General features: G+C 57.5%; 23 protein-coding genes. 10 read left to right on the top strand and 13 right to left on the bottom strand.

Features of this window, described 5'->3' with window-relative positions; translation table 11 throughout:
* Positions 1-12: 12 nt before the first annotated feature.
* Positions 13-948: a helix-turn-helix domain-containing protein gene (locus PspS34_RS17900; protein WP_159390244.1), complete on the bottom strand. Its 936-nt coding sequence runs from the start codon at positions 946-948 to the stop codon at positions 13-15.
* A 194-nt stretch (positions 949-1,142) separates the two neighbouring features.
* Between PspS34_RS17900 and PspS34_RS17895 the strand changes: the two genes are divergently transcribed.
* The 5 genes from PspS34_RS17895 to PspS34_RS17875 all read left to right on the top strand — a co-directional run bounded on the left by PspS34_RS17895 (position 1,143) and on the right by PspS34_RS17875 (position 6,024).
* A complete protein-coding gene (locus PspS34_RS17895; RefSeq protein WP_238786586.1) occupies positions 1,143-2,795 on the top strand; it encodes a GMC family oxidoreductase N-terminal domain-containing protein in 1,653 nt (550 codons plus the stop codon).
* A 4-nt stretch (positions 2,796-2,799) separates the two neighbouring features.
* On the top strand, positions 2,800-3,846 hold the full coding sequence (locus PspS34_RS17890) for an NADH:flavin oxidoreductase/NADH oxidase (protein ID WP_159390243.1): 1,047 nt from the start codon (positions 2,800-2,802) through the stop codon (positions 3,844-3,846).
* A 36-nt stretch (positions 3,847-3,882) separates the two neighbouring features.
* Positions 3,883-4,323 (top strand): nuclear transport factor 2 family protein, encoded by a 441-nt coding sequence (locus tag PspS34_RS17885; protein ID WP_159390242.1) that lies wholly within the window; start codon positions 3,883-3,885, stop codon positions 4,321-4,323.
* Between the two features lie 78 nt (positions 4,324-4,401).
* A complete protein-coding gene (locus tag PspS34_RS17880) occupies positions 4,402-4,836 on the top strand; it encodes a nuclear transport factor 2 family protein (protein WP_159390241.1) in 435 nt (144 codons plus the stop codon).
* Positions 4,837-4,929: 93 nt separating this feature from the next.
* On the top strand, positions 4,930-6,024 hold the full coding sequence (locus tag PspS34_RS17875) for an alkene reductase (protein ID WP_159390240.1): 1,095 nt from the start codon (positions 4,930-4,932) through the stop codon (positions 6,022-6,024).
* Positions 6,025-6,179: 155 nt separating this feature from the next.
* Here the strand turns inward: PspS34_RS17875 and PspS34_RS17870 are convergent, their stop codons facing one another.
* From PspS34_RS17870 to PspS34_RS17860, 3 genes are all read right to left on the bottom strand, one after another.
* A complete protein-coding gene (locus PspS34_RS17870; protein ID WP_159390239.1) occupies positions 6,180-8,318 on the bottom strand; it encodes a methyl-accepting chemotaxis protein in 2,139 nt (712 codons plus the stop codon).
* A gap of 374 nt (positions 8,319-8,692) precedes the next feature.
* Entirely contained in the window at positions 8,693-9,133 is a 441-nt protein-coding gene (locus tag PspS34_RS17865) for a heme-binding protein (RefSeq protein ID WP_159390238.1), read from the bottom strand.
* A 35-nt stretch (positions 9,134-9,168) separates the two neighbouring features.
* On the bottom strand, positions 9,169-10,185 hold the full coding sequence (locus PspS34_RS17860) for an MsnO8 family LLM class oxidoreductase (protein WP_159390237.1): 1,017 nt from the start codon (positions 10,183-10,185) through the stop codon (positions 9,169-9,171).
* A gap of 323 nt (positions 10,186-10,508) precedes the next feature.
* On the opposite strand from PspS34_RS17860, the gene PspS34_RS17855 reads away from it, so the two are divergent.
* The 3 genes from PspS34_RS17855 (at position 10,509) to hpaR (PspS34_RS17845) (ending at position 13,257) form a co-directional block, all read left to right on the top strand.
* Positions 10,509-11,678 (top strand): p-hydroxyphenylacetate 3-hydroxylase oxygenase component, encoded by a 1,170-nt coding sequence (locus PspS34_RS17855; RefSeq protein WP_159390236.1) that lies wholly within the window; start codon positions 10,509-10,511, stop codon positions 11,676-11,678.
* 76 nt (positions 11,679-11,754) lie between these two features.
* A complete protein-coding gene (locus PspS34_RS17850) occupies positions 11,755-12,696 on the top strand; it encodes a p-hydroxyphenylacetate 3-hydroxylase reductase component (RefSeq protein WP_159390235.1) in 942 nt (313 codons plus the stop codon).
* Between the two features lie 135 nt (positions 12,697-12,831).
* On the top strand, positions 12,832-13,257 hold the full coding sequence (gene hpaR / locus PspS34_RS17845) for a homoprotocatechuate degradation operon regulator HpaR (RefSeq protein ID WP_159390234.1): 426 nt from the start codon (positions 12,832-12,834) through the stop codon (positions 13,255-13,257).
* 63 nt (positions 13,258-13,320) lie between these two features.
* On the opposite strand, the gene PspS34_RS17840 is transcribed toward hpaR (PspS34_RS17845), so the two are convergent.
* The 9 genes from PspS34_RS17840 to PspS34_RS17800 form a co-directional block, all read right to left on the bottom strand.
* Positions 13,321-14,781: an NAD-dependent succinate-semialdehyde dehydrogenase gene (locus PspS34_RS17840; protein WP_159390233.1), complete on the bottom strand. Its 1,461-nt coding sequence runs from the start codon at positions 14,779-14,781 to the stop codon at positions 13,321-13,323.
* Between the two features lie 17 nt (positions 14,782-14,798).
* The gene (gene hpaI / locus PspS34_RS17835) at positions 14,799-15,599 is read right to left on the bottom strand and encodes a 4-hydroxy-2-oxoheptanedioate aldolase (RefSeq protein WP_159390232.1); all 801 of its coding nucleotides are present in this window, start codon (positions 15,597-15,599) and stop codon (positions 14,799-14,801) included.
* Between the two features lie 15 nt (positions 15,600-15,614).
* Positions 15,615-16,418: a 2-oxo-hept-4-ene-1,7-dioate hydratase gene (gene hpaH, locus PspS34_RS17830; RefSeq protein WP_056739622.1), complete on the bottom strand. Its 804-nt coding sequence runs from the start codon at positions 16,416-16,418 to the stop codon at positions 15,615-15,617.
* Positions 16,419-16,430: 12 nt separating this feature from the next.
* Positions 16,431-17,735, bottom strand: a complete 1,305-nt coding sequence (locus PspS34_RS17825; protein ID WP_159390231.1) for an MFS transporter — start codon at positions 17,733-17,735, stop codon at positions 16,431-16,433.
* 51 nt (positions 17,736-17,786) lie between these two features.
* Complete coding sequence (locus PspS34_RS17820; protein WP_159390230.1) at positions 17,787-18,179, bottom strand: 5-carboxymethyl-2-hydroxymuconate isomerase; 393 nt, start codon at positions 18,177-18,179, stop codon at positions 17,787-17,789.
* Between the two features lie 86 nt (positions 18,180-18,265).
* Positions 18,266-19,123, bottom strand: a complete 858-nt coding sequence (gene hpaD / locus PspS34_RS17815; RefSeq protein WP_159390229.1) for a 3,4-dihydroxyphenylacetate 2,3-dioxygenase — start codon at positions 19,121-19,123, stop codon at positions 18,266-18,268.
* 104 nt (positions 19,124-19,227) lie between these two features.
* Positions 19,228-20,688 (bottom strand): 5-carboxymethyl-2-hydroxymuconate semialdehyde dehydrogenase, encoded by a 1,461-nt coding sequence (gene hpaE, locus PspS34_RS17810; RefSeq protein ID WP_159390228.1) that lies wholly within the window; start codon positions 20,686-20,688, stop codon positions 19,228-19,230.
* Between the two features lie 5 nt (positions 20,689-20,693).
* On the bottom strand, positions 20,694-21,464 hold the full coding sequence (locus tag PspS34_RS17805) for a fumarylacetoacetate hydrolase family protein (RefSeq protein WP_159390227.1): 771 nt from the start codon (positions 21,462-21,464) through the stop codon (positions 20,694-20,696).
* 11 nt (positions 21,465-21,475) lie between these two features.
* Complete coding sequence (locus PspS34_RS17800) at positions 21,476-22,135, bottom strand: fumarylacetoacetate hydrolase family protein (protein ID WP_159390226.1); 660 nt, start codon at positions 22,133-22,135, stop codon at positions 21,476-21,478.
* Positions 22,136-22,315: 180 nt separating this feature from the next.
* Between PspS34_RS17800 and hpaA the strand changes: the two genes are divergently transcribed.
* The gene (hpaA, locus tag PspS34_RS17795; protein WP_159390225.1) at positions 22,316-23,221 is read left to right on the top strand and encodes a 4-hydroxyphenylacetate catabolism regulatory protein HpaA; all 906 of its coding nucleotides are present in this window, start codon (positions 22,316-22,318) and stop codon (positions 23,219-23,221) included.
* A gap of 228 nt (positions 23,222-23,449) precedes the next feature.
* Complete coding sequence (gene hpaR / locus PspS34_RS17790) at positions 23,450-23,872, top strand: homoprotocatechuate degradation operon regulator HpaR (protein WP_159390224.1); 423 nt, start codon at positions 23,450-23,452, stop codon at positions 23,870-23,872.
* The last annotated feature ends 176 nt before the right edge of the window (positions 23,873-24,048 follow it).

Below are 24,048 nucleotides of genomic sequence, written 5' to 3'. Positions count from 1 at the left end.
GGCAGGAGCGGGTCAGCGAGCGGTGCGAAGCAATTGGTGCGGGGCGATACCGTAGGTTTTTTTAAAGGCTTTGCTGAAATGCGAGAGGTCATTAAAGCCGCAGTTGAGCGCGGCTTCGCTGACCTGCCGTACGCGGCCTTCGCTCAGGGATTTGTGGCTGGCGGCCAGGCGCTGAAGCCATAACCAGCGGATGGCGCTGGTGCCTTCGGCGGCGAACAATCGGTTCAGGGTTCTGACGGAGATATTGTGCCGGCTGGCGATACTCACAATGTGCAGATCCGGATCGCCGAGATTGGCCTGCATGTGCTGTTTTATCTGATCGAGTGGGTTGTGTCTTGATGATGCACAAGGCGCGCCTGAGTTGTATTCAAGCGTTGCGCTGATGATGTCCAGCATTCCGCTGGCCAGGCGCGCGTCGTTGGGCAGGTTGAGCCCTTCATCGAGCTGGAACGACTCGCGGATGAGGTTGCCGATCATGGCGCCCATGACGGAATCACCCTTCAGCGTGATAGCGGTCAGGTTCTCTGTGCAGGCAACCCGCGCAGCCAGTAACGGCCGTGGGATTTTGAGCACCAGTGAGCGTGATCCTTTCGGATAGGAAACCAAGGAAGGCTGCGCAGCACCGTAAAGTGCCAGATCACCTGATCTCAGGACTGCCTGGCGACCGTTCTGCTGGATGCACCCATTGCCCTCAGTGAGCATGACCAGTTGGTAGTGCTCTTCATGGTGGTCTTTGAGCTCCGAAACACCACGGCGATAGTCCATCGCAGGGGACAAAACATCGCTCATCTCCAACTGCCCCAGTTGGCGAACGTGAAGATGCCCATTGAGCGGCTCGTCAAGCTGAGGTCGGCAGTCCACGGCCAGATACGTTCTGCAGATCACCTCGTTCCAGTAGGCAAGGCGCTGGACATTTTCAACTTGTTGAGTACTGAAGGTAGTGGGCATGACGGACAAGCCTCGACGTTCTTATGATTATATAGTTAACAAGTTAACTATATAGCCTCGTCCCGTCAATCATTGGGCTCGGCCAAGCGCCGGTTGGCGCAGCGAGCCTAGCGAATGGCGCCCGCAACCAAGCGCCCGAGGATGAATCTGCCTAGCCTGAAAAAACGCTACCCACAATAAGAAAGGCCCATCCAATGTCCATGCCTAAAGCACTTGACCCTGCGCCTGCGGAACGTGATTTCGACTACATCGTTGTCGGTGGCGGCGCGGCCGGTTGCGTGGTTGCCGCGCGGCTGAGCGAGGACCCTTCAAAACGCGTACTGCTGATTGAAGCGGGGCCTCATGCTCGTCATCCGCTAATTCGTATGGCAGGCGGTTTCTTCAAATTGCACGGCACGTCGCGTAGCTACCTGTTCAAAAGTGAACCCGCAGAGGCGGCGAACGGACGACAAATGCCATTGTTGCAAGGCAGAACCCTCGGCGGTGGCACGGCGATCAATGCCATGGTTTATATCCGTGGGCAGCGCGAGGATTTTGACGGTTGGGCCGCAAACGGCTGCGAAGGCTGGAGCTATGAAGAGGTGCTGCCCTTCTTCAAGCGCGCTGAAAACAACAGTCGCCTCGGCGGACGACTTCACGGCTGCAATGGCCCCTTGCGCGTTTCCGATAACGCACACCGTCATGTGCTCAGCAGCGCGTTCATTCTGGCTGCTCAGCAGACGCAAGGGGAGGACGGACTACCCACGGCGTATAACCATGATTTCAATGGAGAGCGGCAACAGGGTGTCGGTTATTACCAGACGATGTGCTATCGGGGCGAACGCAGCAGCACCTTCTCCGCCTACATCGGGCTCGGTAAAACCCGCGACAACTTGACGGTCTGGACAGACGCCAATGTCTGCAAAATACTCTTCAGCGGAACCCGCGCGATCGGTGTGCGTGTTCGTATGTCTGAAGACGATCTGGATATTTTTGCCGCGCGTGAGGTGGTGCTTTCCGCCGGTACGTTCATGACGCCCAAACTGTTGATGCTTTCTGGTGTAGGCCCGGCTGAGCACCTGAAAGAACACGGGATCGAGGTGATTCTCGACGTTCCCGGGGTGGGTGAAAACTATCAGGATCACTTGCTGGTCCCTGTAGACGCGGACCTCAAGCAGCCTATCAGCCTCATGGGGCAGGATCGCGGTTGGCGCGCCGTTTCCAATGGCCTGCAGTGGCTACTGTTTCGCAGCGGCGTGTTGACCTCCAACGTGGTCGAGTGTGGCGGTTTTTATGACCTGGACGGCGATGGTCGGGCGGATACCCAGCTCAACGCACTGGCGGCGTCTTCATGTGGCTGGGGCGATCCAATCCCTCAGGTTCACCGGTTTTCGCTCGCGCCTTTGTGCAATACCTGTCATTCCCGGGGCACGGTTCGCCTGCGCAGCGCCGATCCGGCAGATATGCCCAAAGTGCAGGGCAATTATTTGAGCGGAGCCCAGGAAGTCAGCAACCTTATCAAGGGCATTCGCCTAGCCCGCAAAATCATGGCGGCGCCCGCGTTGGCACGCCATATCAAATCCGAATCCTTGCCTGGTCCCGGTGTGGGTGACAGCGACGAGGCGCTTGAAGCCTACGTGCGTGCCCGAGTGGGTACTGCGCTTCACCCAGCGGGCACATGCGCCATGGGCCTGGGGCCGAAAGCGGTGGTCGATGCTCAATTGCGCGTCCATGGACTGCAGGGATTGCGCATTGCGGACGCCTCTATCATGCCGAACATCGTGCGAGGCAATACCGCTGCCGCCACGATCATGATCGCTGAGCGCGCCGCTGTATTTATCAACCATTTTGAACAGCCACAGAGGTAGGACCGTGAGCAGAATTTTTCAGCCGTTTACCTTGCGCAGCGTCACCTTGAAGAACCGGATCGTGATGGCGCCGATGTTGATGTACACCGGGCAGGAGGACGGCAAAGTCAACGATTTGCATATTGCCCACTACGGCGCCCGAGCGTTGGGCGGCATCGGCCTGATCACCACGGAAGTGGTGGCGGTCGAGCCCCGAGGGCGCATCAGTCATACCGACCTGGGGCTATGGAACGATGAGCAGATCGATGGTCTAGAGCGTCTGTCCGGGATGATTCGTTCCTGTGGTTCCAAAAGCAGTTTGCAGTTGGCCCACGCGGGACGCAAATCGATGGTCGACGGCGTCATTTTCGGGCCTTCGGCGATACCCCACAGCGAAAAGCATCGCACGCCAAAGGTATTGACCACGCAGGAAGTTCAGGCAGTTGTCGAAGCCTTCAGACGTGCAACTGAACGTGCCATCGATACCGGTTTCGATTGTCTGGAGATTCATGCCGCGCATGGCTATCTGATCCATGAGTTCCTGTCGCCGCTCAGTAACCAGCGTGACGACCAGTATGGCGGCAGTCCTGAAAACCGATCACGGTTACTCCTGGAAATTGTCGCCGCCGTCAGAAGCGTATGGCCTGAAAACAAGCCGCTGATCGTTCGTTTATCAGCAGACGACAAGGCGGGTGAGGGCGGTAATACCATCACCCAATCCGCCAGGCTCGGCGTTCTGCTGAAAGAACTCGGGGTTGATTTGCTGAGCATTTCTGCCGGCGGGCTTACCCCTGTTTTTCATGGCGAGATTGTTCCGGGTTACCAGGTCGAATACGCCGCGCAGATGCGTCAAGCGCTCGAGTTGCCCGTGGGATGCAATGGTTCCATCACGTCCAGCGAGCTAGTCGAATCGATTTTGTACTCGCAATCGGCCGATCTGATTTACATGGGCCGAGAGCTACTGCGTAACCCGTTCTGGTTACTCGATGTAGCCCGTAAAGCCGGCGTTGAACCGCCGTTGGCGATACCGACCTATGCGCGTGCAACGGGGCCGTATGAACGTGGCCATTGATAATGCGCGCTCAGCCGCGATTTCGAGAAGATCAATATGAATGTAAATATCGGCAGTACCTCACAAGACACCAGGCTCGAGATTCTTCACCTGATTTATCAATATTCGTGGGGTTATGACTCCAACGATATGGCGCTTTTGGGCAGCGTATTCAGCGAGCAGGCCAATACGGGCGGTGTTGTGCAGGGCACGGACATCGGCTGGGGCTCTTGGGTAGGCAGGGATAATATCGTTAAGGAGTTATCTGCAATTCGCGATTCACAATCAGACAGACGTCGCCACGTCATTACGTCGACGCTGTTTGAAGAACTTTCCGAGCGCCATGCAACTGTCAGGGTTTATTTATCCCTCTTTGCCTATGGCGATGGAGAAAAGCCCCACCTTATTACCACTGGGAACTACATCATGAAAGCTTCAATACATGATGGCGTATGGCTGATGGACTTGCTTGATGAAGTTTTGGAATCACCCTTCTGATCGCTCCGCTATTGCGGCGTAGCTTGCAGTTGGATGGATTGAAAACTTTGCGCTACTTAAAGAGTTGGGAGTATGAAAATGACTAAACAAGTATACGTCTGGGCAAACGGGCAAGAAGTGCTGAATGTTCTGCATTCCTATGCTTGGGCCTTCGATTCAAATGATCGGGAGCTGCTCGCTTCCGTTTTCAGCGAGGGCGCGAAAACCGGCGGTATCGTGAGGGGCACCACATCGGGTTGGGGCCCTTGGGAAGGCCGGGACGAAATAGTGCGTAACCTGGGTGCCATTCGTGACGGACAGACCGACCGCCGTCGCCATCAGATAACGACGCCGCTGTTTGTCTCTCTGACCGATAACCACGCAGAAGTTAAGATCTATCTGTCTCTGTTCGGGATCGATTCTTCCAAAAATGTTCGGTTGGTCACCACCGGTGAGTATTCCGCGAAATTATCTAAAACCGATGGCCAATGGCGTATCGATGCACTCGAAGCCTTGTTGGACGGCGAGTTCTGATTTTTGCTTGAAGTAAGTTCGTGACTGGCTTCGATACCATGCAGCCTCTTGCATAGCAGTCGCTGGGTAACGATATTTTGGACTGGACTATTTATGACAAATCTTTTTGATACGTTCCAACTGGGTGATCTTCAATTATCGAACCGACTGGTTATGCCACCTCTGACGCGAGCACGTGCTGGCGAAGGTGACATACCCACTGAATTGATGGCGGAATACTACGAACAGCGCGCGAGTGCGGGTCTGCTGATCTCGGAAGCGACTAACGTCAGCCCGATGTCGCGTCCATTCGATAGAGCGCCGGGTCTTTTCACCCAAGAGCAAGTCGAAGGTTGGCGCCAGGTCACGTCACGTGTGCACAAAGCGGGCGGTAGAATTTTCGCACAGCTCTGGCATGGTGGCCGAATCGGCGCGATGGGTTTGCTGAACTGGCAACAGCCTTTGTCACCTTCAGGTTTCAACGAAGATATTGAAGGTCTGCATGTGTGGGCACTGCTCGCTAACCAAAACTATGTACGAATCAGCGCGACGCCTTCACGTGCAATGACGATTGAAGAAGTGCGCTCGACAATTGCCGAGTACAAACAGGCTGCTGCCAATGCTGTTGCCGCCGGTTTTGACGGTGTGGAAATCCATGCGGCTAACGGCTACTTGCCTCATCAGTTCCTCTCGGCCCATGTAAACCGTCGTACTGACGAGTACGGGGGGGCGGTGGCTAATCGTGCACGATTCCTGGAAGAGATCGTGGAGGCGGTTGCTGAGGTATTGCCACTGTCGCGAGTCGGTGTTCGTATTTCGCCTTACACCGCGTACAACAATGCCTTGGACGATCAGGTGCCTGAACTCTACGGGCACGTCGCGGGCTACCTACAGAAAAAGGGTGTGGGGTATTTGCACATTGCCGACGTGAATGGCTGGTACGGCGCACCTGATCTCGACAAAATCATGGATATCGTTGCTGGACCCTATCAGGGGCCAATCATTGCCAATGGCGGCTTATCGGTCGACAAGGCAAAAGAGCTGGTTGAAAACGAGACAGTGCCGCTGGTCGCCTTTGGTCGGTACTTCATCGCCAATCCGGATTTGGTCGAACGCTTGAAGGTGGGGGCGCCCCTGAACGAACTTCGTGAAAGCGAGTTGTATGGCCGCGGTGAAGCAGGTTACACCGACTACCCTTGCCACGTTTGACCGAAATATCTTCATCAAAATGCTGGCGGAGTTCTACTCTGTCAGCAGTTCCTCAACCAGTGACGAAACCTTCAGCTCCTGAACACCAGGAGGGCGCTTAAATAGCGCATGCGGTTCGTTTAACTGGAGGGGACCGAAGCCCCCCTCAGCAATGCTCATACGCGGAACTGATTGACCAATCGGCGCTGGTTCTCCGCCAGTGTGGTCAGCTCAACACTGGCCTGACTGGACTCGCCGGCTCCGCCAACCACTTCCACAGCAACCTGTCCGATGGTGATGATGTTGCGGTTGATGTCCTCGGCGACCGCGCTCTGTTCCTCGGCGGCACTGGCAATCTGAGCGTTCATATCGTTGATTACTGTCACAGCTTGAGTGATCGATTCCAGCGCCTGAGCCGCCACCTGGGCCTGCTGTACGCTCTCGTTGGTACTCGCTTGGCTCTGTTCCATTACGCTGACCACGTCGCGAGTTCTGTGTTGCAACTGCTGGATCATCGAGTGGATTTCTTTGGTAGCCAACTGGGTTTTCTGCGCGAGGTTGCGAACCTCTTCGGCCACAACGGCGAAGCCGCGTCCTTGTTCACCGGCGCGGGCCGCCTCGATGGCGGCGTTGAGCGCCAGTAAATTGGTCTGCTCAGCGATGCCGCTGATTGTCGTCAGGATGACATTGATGTTCTCGCTGTCCTTCGCCAGGCTCTGTACGACACTCACAGCACGAGCGATCTCTTCGGCCAGGGCACTGATATGACGCGAGGTATCATGCACCACGCGCTTGCCATGACTGGCAGCCTGATCGGCGCTTGCAGCTGCTTGCGCGGCATAGTTGGCATTACGCGCCACGTCTTGAGCGGTGGCACTCATTTCCTGCACCGCGGTCGCCACCTGGTCAATCTCGGCCATCTGTCGCTGCACGGCATGGTTTGTACGTGTGGCGATGCTCGCAGTATGTTCTGAGGTGTCACCGATCTTCTGCACCGAAACCACCACATCGCCAATAGTGCTCTGCAGCTTTCTGAGAAATGTGTTGAAGCCGTTAGCGATATCGCCGACTTCATCAACACGGTTGACCTCGAGTCGCACGGTGAGGTCGCCGTCTCCTTTGGCGATGTCATCGAGCATAGTGACCATCTTTTTCAGCGGGCGAGAGATACCGTAGCCAACGAATCCAATCACCAGAAGCCCGAGGCCGGCAATCAACAATCCAGCTACAGTCATGCCAATAATGTCGGATTTACGCTGTGCGCTCAGATCGCTCTGCAGTTGAGTCAGCTCCCTCATCACCACCTGCACCGGCAACTGGATCAGTAGCGTCCATCGTGCGTCTGTGTCACCTATACCAAACGGCACCATCAGTTCTATACGTTGGCTTGCCTGGTCGATGCGATAGGCCGGCGTTGAACCGGAAAGGCCGCGTAAGATATCCATCGTACTGGCGTCCAGGACCTTAGCGGCCTCTTCACCCACTTTGCTGCCGTCCTTCGAGTAGGCCACAAGGCGATGGTTTGTGCTGATCAGAGCCAGGTCTCCCGCGCCCCCATAAAGCTCCGTGCCGGCCTTGCCGAGCACATCCTGGATGAAGTTCAGCGAGAGGCTGGCGCCGCCGATGCCAAGGAATTTGCCCTTCGCCAGGATCGGGGCGTTGAATGAGGCGAGCAGTAAAACCTTTCCACCCACCTCATAGGGCGACGGTTCCATTGCACAGAGCTTTTTGTGCTCTTTAGGACAAAGGTAGTACTCACCCTGACGCACGCCGGTTGGCAAGATTTTCTCACTTTCCATAAAGTCGATGGTTCCCTGGTTGAGGCTACCGTCGGCATTACGGAACCACCAAGGCACAAAACGGCCGCTGGCGTTGGAGCCCTTATCCTTCTGATCGGCGTAACGGACATCCAGGCCATCAACAGCGTTGGGCTCCCAAGCGATGTAGTTACCGGTAAGCGAAGGATTACGTTCGATGGTTTGGCGTAACACGTTGGCCATTTGCTCGCGATTGATGCTCAACTGCGCTTGGCCTGTCTCGTTCGTCTCGCCTAACAGACTATTGAGGTTGGCCGTATTTTTGGCCATGGTCATGGGGAGATCCAGTTCTCGCTGTATCTTGCTGACCTCAGCGCTGGCCATGGCTAGCAAACGCTGTTCAATGACCTCTGCGAACAGTGCTTGGGTGCGTTGCTGCACCAGTTCTTGAGTACGAGCTGTGGAGAATTGTGTATAGAGTACCAAGGCAATAACCACAGCCAGCACACTGGTTCCTGCCAGAGCAGTAATTGAAAACTGGATAGACTTGAATCTCATATCATCACCTCTAAAGACCGAAAGAATGGGTCCTGCACTAGAGATGACCGCTGCTGATTTTCAACTTCTGCCGACGCACTTTTGAACCTGTAGTTGTGCGGCCAGCCCAGCCGCCTGACAGAGCGATATGCTCGCTGATGGTATTGCTGATCGCACGGAGCCTGCATTGTTCAGATCCTTATTATTTTTTAGCAATTCGTGCGCGACACTATGCTGATCAGGCGATAGCCGCTTGGCTCCCGCGGACATTCTCTAAGTTCTGCGCGCCAACCACACGTGCATAGCCAGGGCCGGTCATTGATGCGAAGGCATCTTTAATGACCGGCTTTCGGCTGCATTAATCTGATGGTGGTCGGTGTAAGGTGGCTCTGGATTTAACGACCGAGAAGCACTCGAACCCGTTCAACGGCTGCATTGGCGCAATGCCCGTCAATGGCCTCGGAGGAGCCGGACACACCAATGGCACCGATCACTTGACTGTCGAACAAAAAAGGCTCGCCCCCGCCGAATAGCGCCATATCACGTTGTAGAGGCAACCCCTGGCGGACACCTACCGAGCACTTTTCCAGACGTGCCTGCCAATCCTGCGTGGAGATTCCAAATCCCACGGCGGTCAGCGCTTTCTTCAGGGCAATTTCCCGCGATGGTCTGGACGCCATGTCCATATGAGCACTGTGAATCGGTTGGCCGCTGGCATCGACGACCACTACGCTGATACGTACTCGTTCCTCTTCGGCTTTGTCCAAAGCCGCTTGAAGTGCTTGCATGGCCAGTCGCAAGGTGAGGGTGTGTTGCTGACGTAAAAAATCGCTCATGCTCTTTGGCCTCGATAGGTGGCAGTTGAACAGTGTTATCTCGCAAGCAGTGCCTGGCCAAGAAGTTGATAGCTGGCAAGCCGGGCTTCGAACCCATGGGTCACCGTAACGATGCCAGCTTCACGTGTGCCAAACGCATCGCAAAGTCGGAGGATTTCCGCGCGGCAAGATGAGGGCGAACCGACGATCATACTGTCCAGAATTTCATCAAATGCGGCTCGCTGAGCGACGTTCATTTGCTGCTTGCGGCGTTCGACTTCCTCCGGACTCAGAAGCGGTTCGCGCAGGCCTCGGCCAGTCATCATTTTTCGATAGACGGCAGTACCGGCGATAAAGCGTGCCTGTTCATTCGTCTCGGCACAGACGACTGCCAGCGCCAGCAGTCTCTGGGATGGTTGGGTATGACCCGCCTTGATGAGCGCCTGATCATGATGACCAAAAATAGCCGGCGTGCAGGTTTGCGGCGCAATGAATCGCGCCAACGCCAAGCCCATTCCCAACTGCCCGGCCAGGCCCGCACTGCCGCCACCGGAACCGAGCATCCAAAGCGATGGACAGGCTCCTTCATCGGGCAGGCAATGCAATTGCGAAAAAGGGTGGCCGGCCGCAAAGCTGTTGCGCAAGAACGCGCATAGCTGCCCGGCTTGCTCTGGAAAGTAATCCACGTCATTTGGTTGTGCAGGGAACGCAAGGGCAGCACCACTCAACTGGCTGCCCCCAGGCGCGCGTCCGATACCGAGATCAATACGCCCTGGAAAAAGTGTGGCCAGCAGGCGAAAGACTTCGGCGACTTTGTATGGGCTGTAATGGGTCAGCATCACACCGCCACTGCCTATGCGCATGCGGCGCGTATGGCTGGCGATAAGCGTCAGAAGAATTTCCGGGGCCGGACCGGCGAACTGGATGCTGCTGTGATGTTCGGCGAGCCAGTAACGATGGTAACCGAGCTCGTCACAGGCTTTCGCCAGCTCCAGCGAGGTGTGCGGAGCCTGTTGAGCGGGGCGATCACCGTGAACAGGTGTTTGGTCAATCACAGTGAGTTGCACTGGCATGGATGTCGTCTCTGGATCGTATTGGGATGACTCGCATCAGGTGCCAGATTCGCCATTTCGACGTGTTGGACCGTTCGCGGGAACGGCATGGTTACAGCCGTTTTCCAGCGCTGCAAGCGCTACAAGTACCCCTCTATGGAAAGTGCAATCTTCCATCTGGAACGTGCATTTTTCTTCCGCGTATTGGCTTTCATACTGGGCTCGCATTCTTCAGTGGTTGTCTCGCAACACCCCAAGTGACCGAGGGCTCACGCCCTCCAATCGTCACGACTGTGTTGGTCATGAGCGATCGCTACGCACCCAATAATAAGCAGAGTCGAACCATGAAAAAGCCTAACCCCTTGCTCGAAGATCTCAAGTCTCTTTTGCCGGCCATCGCTGCCAACGCTTTCCAGGCTGAAGAGGACCGTCAGGTCCCGGCGGAAAACATCGCGTTGTTGAAAAGCATCGGGATGCACCGGGCGTTTCAGCCGAAAAAATTTGGCGGCATGGAGATCTCTTTGCCGCAGTTCGCCGATTGCATTGCCTTGCTTGCCGGCTCCTGCGCCAGCACGGCCTGGGCCATGAGTCTGTTGTGCACCCACAGCCACCAACTGGCGATGTTCTCGGCCAAGCTGCAGGAAGAGGTCTGGGGTGACGATCCGCACGCAACCGCCAGCAGTAGCATCGCGCCTTTCGGCCGTACCGAGGAAGTCGACGGCGGCGTCACGTTCAGCGGTGAGATGGGTTGGAGCAGCGGCTGTGATCACGCCGAATGGGCGATCGTGGGTTTCCGTCGCAAAAACGCCGAGGGCACTCAGGATTACTGTTTCGCAGTGCTCCCCCGCAGCGATTACGAGATCCGCGATGACTGGTACGCCATCGGCATGTGCGGCAGTGGCAGCAAGACATTAATTATCGACAAGGCCTTCGTTCCTGAGCACCGTATCCAGAAAGCCAAGGATATGATGGAAGGCAAATCCGCGGGGTTCGGTCTGTATCCGGACAGCAAGATTTTCTATTCGCCGTACCGTCCGTATTTCGCCAGCGGGTTTGCCACTGTCAGCCTGGGTGTGGCCGAACGCATGCTTGAAGTGTTCCGCGAGAAGACCAAAAACCGCGTTCGCGCTTACACCGGTGCAGCCGTCGGCGCGGCCACCCCGGCGCTGATGCGCCTGGCGGAATCCACCCATCAGGTGGCCGCCGCCCGCGCGTTCCTGGAAAAAACCTGGCAAGAACACGCCGAGCACAGCGAGGCGCACCGGTATCCGAATTCTGAAACCCTGGCGTTCTGGCGCACTAATCAGGGCTATGCCACCAAGATGTGCATCCAGGCCGTCGATCGTCTGATGGAAGCCGCTGGCGGCGGTGCCTGGTTCAAAACTAATGAGCTGCAGCGATTGTTCCGCGATTCACACCTGACCGGCGCCCATGCTTACACCGACTACGACGTCTGCGCGCAGATCCTCGGCCGCGAGCTGATGGGCCTCGAGCCTGATCCAACCATGGTCTGATCGTTCCTCAGTAACCGTCGCGCAACTCACATAACAACAATCAGGGCTGCCGTTCAACGCAGCCCGGGAGACTCCCATGTCCGCAGAACTCGATACTACCTTCGACACCCGCGCCTTTCGCCGCGCCCTGGGTAACTTTGCCACCGGGGTGACCGTTGTTACCGCAGCCACGGTCAGCGGGCGCAAAGTGGGTGTGACCGCCAACAGCTTCAATTCGGTGTCCCTGGACCCGCCGTTGATCCTCTGGAGCATCGACAAACGCTCGAGCAGCCATGAGGTGTTTGAAGAGTCCAGTCACTTCGCCGTGAACGTTCTGGCAGCCGATCAGATCGACCTGTCCAATAACTTCGCCCGACCCAAGGATGATCGCTTCGCCGGTATCGAATACGATCCGGGCGAGGGTGGTGCGCCGGTGTTCGCCGATTGCTCGGCACGCTTTCATTGCGAGAAATTCCAACAGGTCGATGGGGGGGATCACTGGATCATGATCGGCAAGGTCGTTGCGTTTGACGATTTCGGACGTTCACCGTTGCTGTATCACCAAGGCGCCTATTCGATGGTGCTGCCGCACACGCGCATGACCCGGCGCGAAGAAGGCCAGGCACCGAGCAGTCACTTTCAGGGGCGTCTGAGTCACAACCTTTACTACCTGATGACCCAAGCCCTGCGCACTTATCAGGCCGACTATCAGCCACGGCAATTGTCCACCGGGCTGCGCACCAGTGAAGCGCGCATGCTGATGGTGCTGGAGAATGACGCCGGTCTGAACATGGCCGATTTGCAGCGAGAGGTGGCGATGCCGGCGCGTGAGATTGAAGAGGCGGTCTCTAATCTGAAGCGCAAAGGCTTGGTCGATGATGAAGGCGATCGCGTGCGCCTCACCATCAAAGGCATCGACGAAACGGAAGGGCTGTGGGCAATCGCCAAAGAACAGCAAGACAAGGTGTTCGGACAGTTCAGTGATGAACAGGTCGAGCATTTCAAAACCGTACTCAAAGGCATTATTCAAGCGAGCTGATACGTCACTGGCCCTTGTAGGAGCGAGCCCGCTCCTACAGGAAAGCCGTACCCGTGATGACGCAAGCAATCAACGACCGACGATGGTAGAGTTTTAGTTAACAAATTAACTAAATCGAGTCTCGACGGTATCCCTATGCCTAAGCCGCGCCAATCATTGACTTTGACATTGCTCCAGGCCCGCGAAGCGGCCATGGGGTTCTTCCGTCCCTCTCTGAATCAACTCGGTTTGACCGAGCAGCAATGGCGAGTGATCCGGATTCTTAGCCAGCAAGGCGAAATTGAGATGAATCGCCTGGCCGAACTCGCCTGCATACTCAAGCCGAGCATGACCGGTGTACTCGCGCGTATGGAAGCGGCGGGCATCGTCGATCGCCGCAAGGCTGAGAAAGATCAGCGGCGGGTGCTGGTACGACTGGCTGAAAAAGGCGAGGCATGCTTCAGCTCGATGAGCCAGAACATGGAAGAGAACTACCTGCGCCTTCAGGCGCAATTGGGAGAGGAGAAACTGCAAACGCTGCTGTCGTTACTCGATGACTTGAAAGCGCTCAAGCAGCGCTAATCCTGTGCGCAGCGGTTGAGGGCGCGATGAACCAGGATCGCTGGCTCATCGTGATACGCATTGTCAGGCTGTACCGATCCCCAGGCACATGTACTTCTGCTCGATGTAATCATCTATGCCGTACTTCGAACCTTCACGTCCCAGCCCCGACTGTTTGATGCCGCCAAACGGCGCCACTTCGGTCGAGATCAATCCTTCGTTCACACCCACCATCCCATACTCCAGCGCCTCGCTCACGCGCCATGCGCGCCCCAGGTCGCGGGTGTAGAGGTAGGACGCCAGTCCGAACTCGGTGTCGTTGGCCATTGCAATCGCCTCGGCCTCGGTCTCGAAGCGGAACACCGGCGCCAACGGGCCGAAGGTTTCATCTCGCGCGACCAGCATCTCCTGAGTCACTTCACCGAGTACGGTCGGCTGGAAGAAGTTACCGCCCAGCGCGTGAGTTTCTCCGCCGGCCAGCAGGACGGCACCTTTGCTCAAGGCATCGCTGATATGCTCCTCGATTTTCGCCACCGCTTTGGCATTGATCAGCGGTCCTTGTTGAGCGTTATCCACGTCAGCGGCGCCGACTTTGAGTTGATTGACCGCAGCCACCAGGCGTCGAGTGAATTCATCGTAGACACTGTTCTGCACTAGAATTCGATTGGTGCAGACGCAGGTTTGCCCGCTGTTGCGGAACTTCGAAGCCATGGCGCCTTCGACCGCAGCATCGAGGTCGGCATCGTCAAACACGATGAAAGGCGCATTGCCGCCGAGTTCCAGGCTGACCTTCTTGATGGTCTCCGCGCATTGCGCCATCAGGGTTTTGCCGATGCCGGTAGAACCGGTGAAAGAGACCTTCTGAACAGCAGGATTGCCCGTCAGCTCGGCGCCGATTTCACGGGCACGGTTGCCGGTGACGATATTGAGTACTCCGGCGGGGATGCCCGCACGTGCGCCCAGTTCAGCCAAAGCCAGTGCCGACAGCGGGGTTTCCGACGCGGGCTTTACCACAACCGTGCAACCTGCGGCCAATGCCGGACCGACTTTTCGGGTAATCATCGCATTGGGGAAATTCCACGGCGTGATGGCAGCCACCACGCCGATGGCTTGCTTGATCACCACCAGGCGGCGGCCCTGCTTGTCATGCGGGATCACGTCACCGTAGATGCGCTTGGCTTCTTCGGCGAACCATTCGATAAAACTCGCACCGTAGGCAATTTCGCCACGGCTCTCGGCCAATGGCTTGCCTTGCTCCAGGCTGAGCAAGCGGGCGAGGTCCTCCTGGTTGACCATGATCAAGTCAAACCATTTGCGCAGGATGGTGCTGCGCTCCTTGGCGGTCTTGCCGCGCCAGGCGGGCAGGGCCGCCTGGGCCGCGTCGATGGCGCGAGCGGTCTCGGCCTGGCCAAGGGAACTGACTTCGGCAATGACTTCGCCATTCGCCGGGTTGGTCACCGGGAAACGATTGCCGTCATCGGCTTCGATCCATTGGCCATTGATGTAAGCCTGTTCGCGCAGCAGTTTCAGATCATTCAGTTTCATCGGACTTCTCGAAAAAATCAGTACACGCCGCCGGAGCTGGTGGGCGCCGGAGCATCTTTGAAGGTCGCGGCGAGGGTTTGCAGACCTCGCATCAGGACCGTGGTGTCAACTCCAACGGCAACGAATGCCGCGCCCAACTCGATGTAGCGCTTGGCCAGTTTTTGGTCCGCGCTGAGAATGCCGGCCGCTTTGCCGGCCTTCTGAATGCGTGCGATCGCATCTTCGATAGCCGCTTGCACGTCGGGATGCCCCGGGTTGCCGCGGTGGCCCATCGACGCACTCAAATCCGCCGGGCCGATAAACACCCCGTCAACGCCGTCGACTGCTGCGATGGCATCCAGATTGGCCAGACCTTCGCTGTTTTCGATCTGCACCAGCAGGCATATTTGTTCATCGGCTTTGTCGAGGTAGCCGGGGATGCTGTTCCAGCGCGATGCACGTGCCAGCGCACTGCCGACACCGCGAACACCGTGGGGTGGGTAGTGGATGGCTCTCACCAGTTCCCGCGCCTGATCCGCGCTTTCGACCATCGGTACCAACAACGTCTGCACGCCGATATCGAGCACTTGTTTGATCAGTGCTGTATCGCCAATGACCGGTCGAATGATCGGATGGCTCGGGTAGGGCGCCACGGCCTGAAGCTGGCCAAGCATCCCGCGCAGATCGTTGGGCGCATGTTCGCCGTCGATCAGCAGCCAATCGAAGCCGGCATTGGCGGCCAGTTCTGCGCAGTAGGGATCGGCCAGACCCAGCCATAGGCCGATCTGCGCTTCACCGCTTTTCAGGCGCAGCTTGAAGGTGTTGACAGGCATATCCATGGGGAAGACCTCCGATCAAACGAAACGACAGGCGATGGAGCCGAGCATGTCGTAATCGACATGGAAGGTGTCGCCAGGGTTCGCCGCCACAGGACGGGTGAAAGAACCGCCGAGGATGATTTGTCCTGGCAGCAAGCCGACATCATAGGCCGCCAGTTTGTTGGCGAGCCAGGCCACGCCCTTTGCCGGGTGATTGAGCACCGCTGCGGAGACGCCGGACTCTTCGATCACACCGTTGCGGTAGAGCACGGCGGGCACCTTGCGCAAATCGATCTCGGTCGGGCGCACGGCACGGCCACCCATGACCACGCCCGCGTTGGCGGCATTGTCGGAGATGGTGTCGAACACCTTGCGGGTGGCTTTGCTGTGCGGGTCGACCTGCTGGATGCGCGCATCGATGATTTCCAGCGCCGGGATTACCCATTCGGTGGCGTCCAGCACGTCAAAAATCGTCACGTTCGGGCCTTTCAAAGGCTTGCCCAGGATGAACGCGAGCTCGACTTCAACCCGTGGCACGATAAAACGCTCAAACGGAATGTCAGTGCCTTCGTCGAAGAACATGTCATCCAGCAGCGCGCCGAAATCCGGCTCGGTGATGTTCGACGACACTTGCATGGCCCTGGAGGTCAGGCCGATTTTATGCCCAACCAACTTGCGGCCGTCCTTGATTTTTTGTTCCACCCAGGCGCGTTGAATGGCATACGCGTCTTCGATGGTGATCTCTGGATGGTCCAGGGAAAACTGACGCACTTGTTCGCGTGAGCGCTCGGCGTGGTCGAGGCGGGCGGCGGCTTGTTGAATAAGCTGTTGATCAAGCATGACGATGATCTCTTATTGAGGGTTGACGATGGAGGACTGGGTGCGCAGCACCAGAAAACCGCCGAGCGCGATGAGCAGCGCAAGCAGATAAAGGGCCAGGTTGGCACTCTGGGTTGTGTCGCGCATCCAGCCGATCAGATAGGGCGCGAAGAACGCGGCGATGCTGCCAAAGGAACTGATCAGGGCAATCCCGGCAGCCTGGGTGCGGTTGGACAGAAACGCGGGAGGCAGTTGCCAGAACATTGGTAGCGCTGCGCAGGCACCCATGCCGGCGAGGATCAGACCGCCCAAAACCATTGTCGGATTGGTGGGGATGAGCCCGGCAATGGCGATGCCGGCAGCCGCCATCAGCAGTGGCACGCAAAGGTGCCAGCGGCGTTCATGGTGGCGATCGGACGAACGTCCGCAGCCGATCATGAAAAAGCAACCCGCCAGATACGGGATGGCGCTGAGCAGACCGACTTTGCCGTCACTGCCGATACCGGCACTGTGGATCAGCGTCGGCATCCAGAACGCCAGGGTATTGACCGCCAGCATCACCGCGAAATACACCGCCACTAGCAACCAGACCTGCGGGTTCTTGAGGATCGCGGAGAACGAGGTGATCGATTTGCGCTGTTCTTCATTGTTCAACTGTTCGCGCAACTGTTGCTTCTGCTGCGGTGCCAGCCAACTGACCGTTTCGAAGTTGTCCGGCAGACACTTGAGCACCACCAGCCCGAGCAGGATCACGGGCACGCCTTCGATCACGAACATCCACTGCCAACCGCGCAGGCCCGCCACATCATGGAAGCTTTCGAGGATGCCACCGGACAATGGGCCGCCAATCACGCCCGCCATCGGTACCGCAATGGCAAACAATGCGGTGATCTGCGCCCGGCGACCAGCCGGGTACCAACGATTCAGAAACACCAGAATGCCCGGAAAAAACCCGGCCTCGGCGACGCCCAGCAGAAAGCGCAAGACGTAGAATCCGGTCGCGCTGTAGATCAGGAACATGCTGGCCGACAGCGCACCCCACACCACCATCAGCGTTGCGATCCAGCGCCGCGGGCCGACGCGATCCAGCGCCATGTTGCTCGGCACACCAAACAACGCATAGGCAATGAAGAACAACCCAGCGCCGAAACCATAGACCGTGTCGCTGAAATTCAGGTCGGCGCTCATCTGCATCTTGGCGAAGCCGATGTTGATCCGGTCGAGGTGGGCGAAGAGGTAGCAGATCAACAGCAACGGCATCAGCCGCCACGTGATAGTGCTGTGAGTTCGGTCGCGTGCGACGGCGTTGAGGGTGTCGGCGGTAGTGGCTGTGCTCATGGTTTTATACTTTTTGTCTGAGAGGCCGATAAAACAAGCGGGCAGGGTGCCTTAACGGGCCTGAGCCTTGAGGAAGGCGTGCACGTTGTTTTCCTTGAAGTTGAGTTGTTCGTGCAGCTCGATCATTTCGAACGACAAGGCCAGCAGGCGTTGGGCCTGCAGGTCGGCGAAATGGCGGGTAATTACTTCGAAAAGTTGCTCGGCGACTTTCTGCCGGGTCGCCAGATCACGACCATGGCCAACCTTCAAGGTCATGTGGACGAAGGCGTAGTCATGTTTGCCGTCGGCCATGCGCCAGGTGTCCAGGTGCACGCCGCGGCTGCGGATACCGCCCAAGGGAAACACACCGCTGTCGCCCAGCGTTTGGTGGACTTTTTCGAACAGGCCGGGCAAGTCGGCTTGCTGTTCAATATTGTCGGTGTACTCAGCAATGAAGTGGGGCATGGGAGGGCCTCCTGCGTCGGCGGCGTTGAGTTGCAAGCTACAAGCGCCACATTGGGTGTCATTGGCTTGTAGCTTGTAGCTGTGGTTTAAACTGGAAAAATGGCGTTGATCTGGCCGGTGCCCGAGCTACCGAAAGGCTGCGTGATGATTTCCGCAGGCTTGTCGTAATCGGGTCCGCCGAGCAGACCGAGGAGCATGGCGGTGTCATGCATTTTGCCTTCGCCGAAACAGTGCTCGGCGTAGTCCGGGAGCATGGCGCAGAATTCTTTCCAGCGCCCCTGGCGCCAGAGTTCCACCACGTGCAGGTCGACCTGTTTGTCGAATTCGCGCGTCCAGTTATGGATATTGGCTTCGGCATTACGGTCATCGGAGAAACGGTGCGAGAGCGAGCCGGAGGCCAGCACCAATACTTTGCGATCACTCTTCTCGATCGCCCGGCGTACCGCGGCACCGAAGGTGAAGCTGTCTTGCAGACGGTGCCACGCGCACCAGGCGGCAATCGAAACGACTTTCAATTTCTGATCGTCCGGTACGCCCATGTGCATATAGCGCATCGGCACCAGCGTGCCATATTCCAGCTCCAGGCTCGGGATGTTGTGGGCCAGGGTGCGCACGTCGGCGGCGTTGGCCTCGGCGGCGATCAGTTCGCCCAGCTCTGGACAGCCCGGGTACTCGTACTCCATGTCTTTGATGAAGTGCGGCAACTCATTGCTGGTGTAAATACCTTTGAAGTGCTCGCCACTGTTGACGTGATAGGCGCTGTTGACCAGCCAGTGAACGTCAAACACCACGGCAGTATCGGCACCCAGCTCGCGAGCCCGACGACTGATCTCCTTGTGGCCGGCAATCGCCGCTTCGCGGCAGCCGTGATGCTTGCCAGGGAGTTCCGACAGATACATCGAGGGAACGTGGCAGATTTTTGCAGCCAGAACGACTTCGCCCATGTGATGCTCCTGAAGTTGTTGTTATGCGTTTCAATCTGATGGTAAGTGGAGCCCCGATAGGCCGATGCGCGACCCGTCGAAGGCTTCAGCAATCGATATTGTGGTTACAGTCCCCAGCGTGGAATGTGATGGCTGCCCATCGAGATGCAGATGTTCTTGATTTCGGCGAACACTTCGAAGCTGTACTGGCCGCCTTCACGGCCCGTGCCAGAGCCTTTCACGCCGCCGAACGGCTGGCGCAGATCGCGCACGTTCTGGCTGTTGATGAACACCATGCCGGCTTCGATGCCATAGGCCAGACGATGCGCCTTGCCGATATCCTGGGTCCAGATGTAGGACGCTAAGCCGTATTCTGTGTCGTTAGCCAGTTGCAGGGCTTCGGCTTCATCCTTGAACGGAATCAGGCACACCACCGGGCCAAAGATTTCTTCCTGGGCAATGCGCATCTTGTTGTTTACATCGGCGAACACAGTCGGCTGGATGAACTGGCCTCGATTGAGGTGCGCCGGCAAGTTCGCCGGCCGGTCAAGGCCGCCAGCGAGAAGGGTGGCGCCCTCTTCGATACCGATTTTGATGTAGCCGGTGACCTTGTCGTAATGCGCCTGGGTGATCATCGAGCCGACCTGGGTTTTCGGATCCTGCGGGTCACCGACAATCAGGCGTTTGGCGCGAGCGGCAAACTCGGCGACAAACTGCGGGTAAATGCTTTCCTGAATGAAGATCCGGCTGCCGGCGGTGCAGCGCTCACCGTTCAACGAGAAGATGGTGAACAGCGCAGCGTCGAGCGCGCGTTCAAGATCCGCGTCTTCGAAGATCAGCACCGGCGACTTACCACCCAGCTCCATGGAGTATTTTTTCAGGCCGGCGGTCTGCATGATTTTCTTGCCGGTGGCGGTGCCGCCGGTGAAGGAAATCGCCCGGACGTCGGGGTGGCGAACCAGCGCGTCACCGGCAGTGGCGCCGTAGCCCTGGATGACATTGAGTACACCCTTGGGAATGCCGGCTTCTAGAGCCAGACGACCGAGTTCGTTGGCGGTCAGCGGCGACAGCTCGGACATCTTCAACACGGCGGTATTACCCAGCGCCAGGCACGGTGCGGTTTTCCAGGTGGCGGTCATGAACGGCACGTTCCATGGTGACACCAAGGCACATACGCCCACCGGTTGGTAAAGGGTGTAATTGAGCATCTGGTCGTCGACCGGATAGCTGTGACCGTCCATGCGAGTGCAGACTTCGGCAAAAAAATCGAAGTTATGCGAAGCACGTGGAATCAACACATTTTTGGTCTGGTGAATCGGCAGGCCGGTATCCAGGGTTTCCAGATCGGCCAGATGCGGCACATTTTGCTCGATCAGTTCGCCGAGCTTGCGCATCAGCTTTGCGCGTTCCTTGGCTGGGGTCGCCGCCCATTTCGGGAATGCTTCCTTGGCAGCTGCTACCGCTTGAGCGACTTCCTCGGCACCGCCGCTGGCGACTTCGCCGATCGCCTCACCGGTGGCCGGGTTGTAGTTGACGAACACGTCTTTGCTTTCGACCTCACGGCCGTCGATCCAATGTTTGATCATGCTACTCAAGCCTCTTTCCGGGCGGAGAAGAATTCCGCTTCGCTGACAATTCGATTAACCAGACGGCCTACGCTTTCCACTTCCACAATTACCTCATCGCCCGGCACCACATCGGCCAGGCCTTCCGGCGTGCCCGTGGCGATCATGTCGCCGGGTTGCAGGGTCATGAAGCTGGACAGGTATTCGATCAGGTAAGGGATGTCGAAAATCATGTCCTTGGTGCTGCCTTCCTGACGCAACTCACCGTTGATCCAGGTGCGCAGTTTCAGGTTGCTCGGGTCCGGCACATCAGCGACGTCGACCAACCACGGGCCGACGGGCGTCGTGGCGTCGCGGTTCTTCACGCGCAGATTGGGCCGGTAGTAATTTTCCAGATAGTCACGAATCGCGTAGTCGTTGCAAACCGTATAGCCGGCCAGGTAGTCCAAGGCGTCTTCACGTTTGACGTTGCGCGCCGGCTTGCCGATGACGGCCACCAATTCGCACTCGTAGTGCATGTAGGCGACGTTATCCGGACGCCATGTCACCTGATTGTGGCCGGTGTAAGTGCCCACAGATTTGATGAAGGCCAGCGGCTCGGTCGGTGGCTTGAAAGCCAGCTCGGCGGCGTGGTCGGCATAGTTCAAGCCCAGGGCGAACATGTTGCCGATCACCGGTGGCAGCCACTCCACTTGATGCTCGGCAAGCAGGCGGCCATCGGCCAAACGGACCTGATTATTGTCTTCAACGGTGACGGCGAGGATTTCGCCTTCAAAACGAACACGTGCGTGTTTCATGGGAGCTCCTGTTACTGGGCCGCGATGTGATTGACGAGGCGGCCCAAGCCGCTGATTTCAACTTCTACGCGGTCGCCTGGCGCCACGTCGACGCGGCCTTCAGGGGTGCCTGTGATCAGTACATCGCCGGCATGCAGCGTCATGAATTCGCTGATTTCGGCAATCAATCGTGGAACGTCGCGAACGAAGTTGGCGGTGTTGTTTTGCTGACGAACCTCGCCATTGACGTACAGCGTAATGGCGAGGCTGTGCGGGTCGGCGATCTGCGCGGTCGGCACCAGCTCAGGCCCGATGGCACAGAATCCATCACGGCATTTCGCTTTGACGGCGGGGCGGTAATAGCTGTCTTCCGGCAGGCTGAACTCATTGACGATGGTGTAACCGGCCACGTAATCGAGTGCCTCGGCCGCGCTGACCCGGCTGATGTTTTTGCCGATCACCACACCCAGCGCCGGACCGGGTTGCAGACGCAGGCCGTTACCTGGATGCACAACTTCGGCGCCATGTTGATTGCGCGTGTTGGGCGTCTTGATGAACAGCACCGGTTTGACCGGCGGCTTCTGATACGGCGGTTGTTCGAATTCGGCGAGGTGCTGTTTCAACAGACCCTGGTAGTTCAGCGCGACACCCAAAAGGGTGCCGGTCGCGACGTCATGCAAGGCACGGCTCATTGCATTTCTCCTGACAGAGCTGGCAGGCTCTGGGATTGTTAATGTGTTAACAGTTATAGTTAATATGTTAATCATCGTCAAGCGTGACTGAAGCGCTGGGCAGTGGTTGTCATCCCGATTTAGGCGCAGGATGAAAGTGCCTGCCGTGTATGAGTCAAAATAAAAAACGAGTAAGCCGCGATGATTGACCGTCAACCCATTCCCAACATCAACATTGGCCAGGTCTACGACCAGCGCTACAGCGATGCGGAAGTCCATTACGACAAACTCTGCAACCTGGCCGGTTTCTTCGGCCGGAACATGCCCGTGCACCGCCACGACAGATTCTTCCAGGTGCACTACGTAAAAAGTGGAACGGTGCGGGTGTATCTGGACGATCAGCAGTACGTCGAGTCGGGGCCGATGTTCTTCCTCACGCCGCCCACCGTCCCGCATTCGTTTGTGACCGAGGCCGACAGTGACGGGCACGTACTGACGGTGCGTCAGCAGTTGGTATGGCAGTTGATCGAAGCGGATTCCAGCCTCGCGCCCGCTGGCGCACAACTGCCGGCGGCCTGTGTCGCGCTGACGCATCTGGGCCCGGAATATGCGAGCGAGGTGCGCCGTCTTGATTATCTGTTCGAGGAGTTGAGCGAAGAGGTGGTGAGTGAACGTCCGGGACGTAGCGCCGCGTTGGACAGCTTGACGCGACTGATCATGATCAGTCTGTTGCGCTTGTGCTCCAACTCGCTGAAGGCGAGGCCGGCCAGGCATGAAGATCTGAAGATATTCCACCGTTTCAATGAGTTGATTGAAGCGCATTATCTGCAACATTGGCCGCTGTCGCGTTACGCCGACGGTATCGGGGTCACGGAGGCGCGACTCAATGATGTGTGCCGACGGATCGCCGACCTGCCGTCCAAGCGCCTGATCATGGAGCGCCTGATGCAGGAGGCCAAACGCTTGCTGTTGTTCACCGGCAGTTCGGCCAACGAAATCTGCTATCAGCTCGGGTTCAAGGACCCGGCCTATTTCAGTCGTTTTTTCCAGCGCTACGCCCAGGTCACTCCGGGGGAGTACCGCCAGCGGCAGCCGGGTTTGCGTTGAGCAGGGCATAGGTTAACTGGCTGTGGTCTTGTTGATCTTGTGCTGATCATCATGGCCGCCGAGCCGGCACCGCAGAATGGCTTTTACGGTGAACTGATTGCACTTTTCACAGCGCGTCGGCAGGGAGTGAATTGACCTTGTGACAGGGGTAAAAAATGGGCAAGCAGGCGTTGCGCCGGTTGGCTGGCGACACTAAGCTGCCGACTCGCCCATTCAAGTAGTTCGATTATGGCTAACCCCAGACCTTCACTGACGCTGACCTTATTGCAAGCCCGCGAAGCCGCAATGGCATTTTTTCGGCCGGCCCTCAACAAGCACAATCTGACGGAACAGCAATGGCGGATCATTCGGATACTGCGTCAACAAGGAGAGCTTGAGAGCCATCAGCTTGCCCATCAGGCCTGTATTCTCAAGCCAAGCATGACCGGTGTTCTCAGTCGTCTGGAGCGCGATGGCCTTGTGCGTCGGCAGAAGTCCAGCCAGGATCAGCGCCGCGTTTTCGTCGCGCTGACAGAACGAGGTCAACAATGCTTCGTCTCGATGAGCGAAGGGATGGAAAGCAACTATCAGAGAATTCAGGAGCAGTTTGGCGCGGAGAAAATCGAGCAGTTGCTGGCCTTGCTTAATGAGTTGAAAAATATCAAACCCTGATGGCAGGCCGGTGGATTGATCATCCTCAAGTGGCCGGCGAATTTCGCTGCGAGCCCACGTGGCCTCAACGAGGATTTTTGCGTCATCACGATCAATAGACGCGGCGTGGAGTACAGGGTCGGATATCGCAATAAATGGAAGAACTGAACCGGAGTGGTCATCTGGCAGAGTCGCAT

Source organism: Pseudomonas sp. S34, from assembly GCF_009866745.1.
GTDB lineage: Bacteria > Pseudomonadota > Gammaproteobacteria > Pseudomonadales > Pseudomonadaceae > Aquipseudomonas > Aquipseudomonas jessenii.
The sequence above is the reverse complement of the archived record's forward strand: the minus strand, read 5'-3'. Positions and strand labels throughout refer to the sequence as shown.

Excerpts from the sequence above, each read along its gene's own strand:
- PspS34_RS17900 (WP_159390244.1), bottom strand. The coding sequence starts at position 948 with ATGCCCACTACCTTCAGTACTCAACAAGTTGAAAATGTCCAGCGCCTT.
- PspS34_RS17895 (WP_238786586.1), top strand. The coding sequence starts at position 1,143 with ATGTCCATGCCTAAAGCACTTGACCCTGCGCCTGCGGAACGTGATTTC.
- PspS34_RS17885 (WP_159390242.1), top strand. The coding sequence starts at position 3,883 with ATGAATGTAAATATCGGCAGTACCTCACAAGACACCAGGCTCGAGATT.
- PspS34_RS17880 (WP_159390241.1), top strand. The coding sequence starts at position 4,402 with ATGACTAAACAAGTATACGTCTGGGCAAACGGGCAAGAAGTGCTGAAT.
- PspS34_RS17875 (WP_159390240.1), top strand. The coding sequence starts at position 4,930 with ATGACAAATCTTTTTGATACGTTCCAACTGGGTGATCTTCAATTATCG.
- PspS34_RS17870 (WP_159390239.1), bottom strand. The coding sequence starts at position 8,318 with ATGAGATTCAAGTCTATCCAGTTTTCAATTACTGCTCTGGCAGGAACC.
- PspS34_RS17865 (WP_159390238.1), bottom strand. The coding sequence starts at position 9,133 with ATGAGCGATTTTTTACGTCAGCAACACACCCTCACCTTGCGACTGGCC.
- PspS34_RS17860 (WP_159390237.1), bottom strand. The coding sequence starts at position 10,185 with ATGCCAGTGCAACTCACTGTGATTGACCAAACACCTGTTCACGGTGAT.
- PspS34_RS17855 (WP_159390236.1), top strand. The coding sequence starts at position 10,509 with ATGAAAAAGCCTAACCCCTTGCTCGAAGATCTCAAGTCTCTTTTGCCG.
- PspS34_RS17850 (WP_159390235.1), top strand. The coding sequence starts at position 11,755 with ATGTCCGCAGAACTCGATACTACCTTCGACACCCGCGCCTTTCGCCGC.
- hpaR (WP_159390234.1), top strand. The coding sequence starts at position 12,832 with ATGCCTAAGCCGCGCCAATCATTGACTTTGACATTGCTCCAGGCCCGC.
- PspS34_RS17840 (WP_159390233.1), bottom strand. The coding sequence starts at position 14,781 with ATGAAACTGAATGATCTGAAACTGCTGCGCGAACAGGCTTACATCAAT.
- hpaI (WP_159390232.1), bottom strand. The coding sequence starts at position 15,599 with ATGGATATGCCTGTCAACACCTTCAAGCTGCGCCTGAAAAGCGGTGAA.
- hpaH (WP_056739622.1), bottom strand. The coding sequence starts at position 16,418 with ATGCTTGATCAACAGCTTATTCAACAAGCCGCCGCCCGCCTCGACCAC.
- PspS34_RS17825 (WP_159390231.1), bottom strand. The coding sequence starts at position 17,735 with ATGAGCACAGCCACTACCGCCGACACCCTCAACGCCGTCGCACGCGAC.
- PspS34_RS17820 (WP_159390230.1), bottom strand. The coding sequence starts at position 18,179 with ATGCCCCACTTCATTGCTGAGTACACCGACAATATTGAACAGCAAGCC.
- hpaD (WP_159390229.1), bottom strand. The coding sequence starts at position 19,123 with ATGGGCGAAGTCGTTCTGGCTGCAAAAATCTGCCACGTTCCCTCGATG.
- hpaE (WP_159390228.1), bottom strand. The coding sequence starts at position 20,688 with ATGATCAAACATTGGATCGACGGCCGTGAGGTCGAAAGCAAAGACGTG.
- PspS34_RS17805 (WP_159390227.1), bottom strand. The coding sequence starts at position 21,464 with ATGAAACACGCACGTGTTCGTTTTGAAGGCGAAATCCTCGCCGTCACC.
- PspS34_RS17800 (WP_159390226.1), bottom strand. The coding sequence starts at position 22,135 with ATGAGCCGTGCCTTGCATGACGTCGCGACCGGCACCCTTTTGGGTGTC.
- hpaA (WP_159390225.1), top strand. The coding sequence starts at position 22,316 with ATGATTGACCGTCAACCCATTCCCAACATCAACATTGGCCAGGTCTAC.
- hpaR (WP_159390224.1), top strand. The coding sequence starts at position 23,450 with ATGGCTAACCCCAGACCTTCACTGACGCTGACCTTATTGCAAGCCCGC.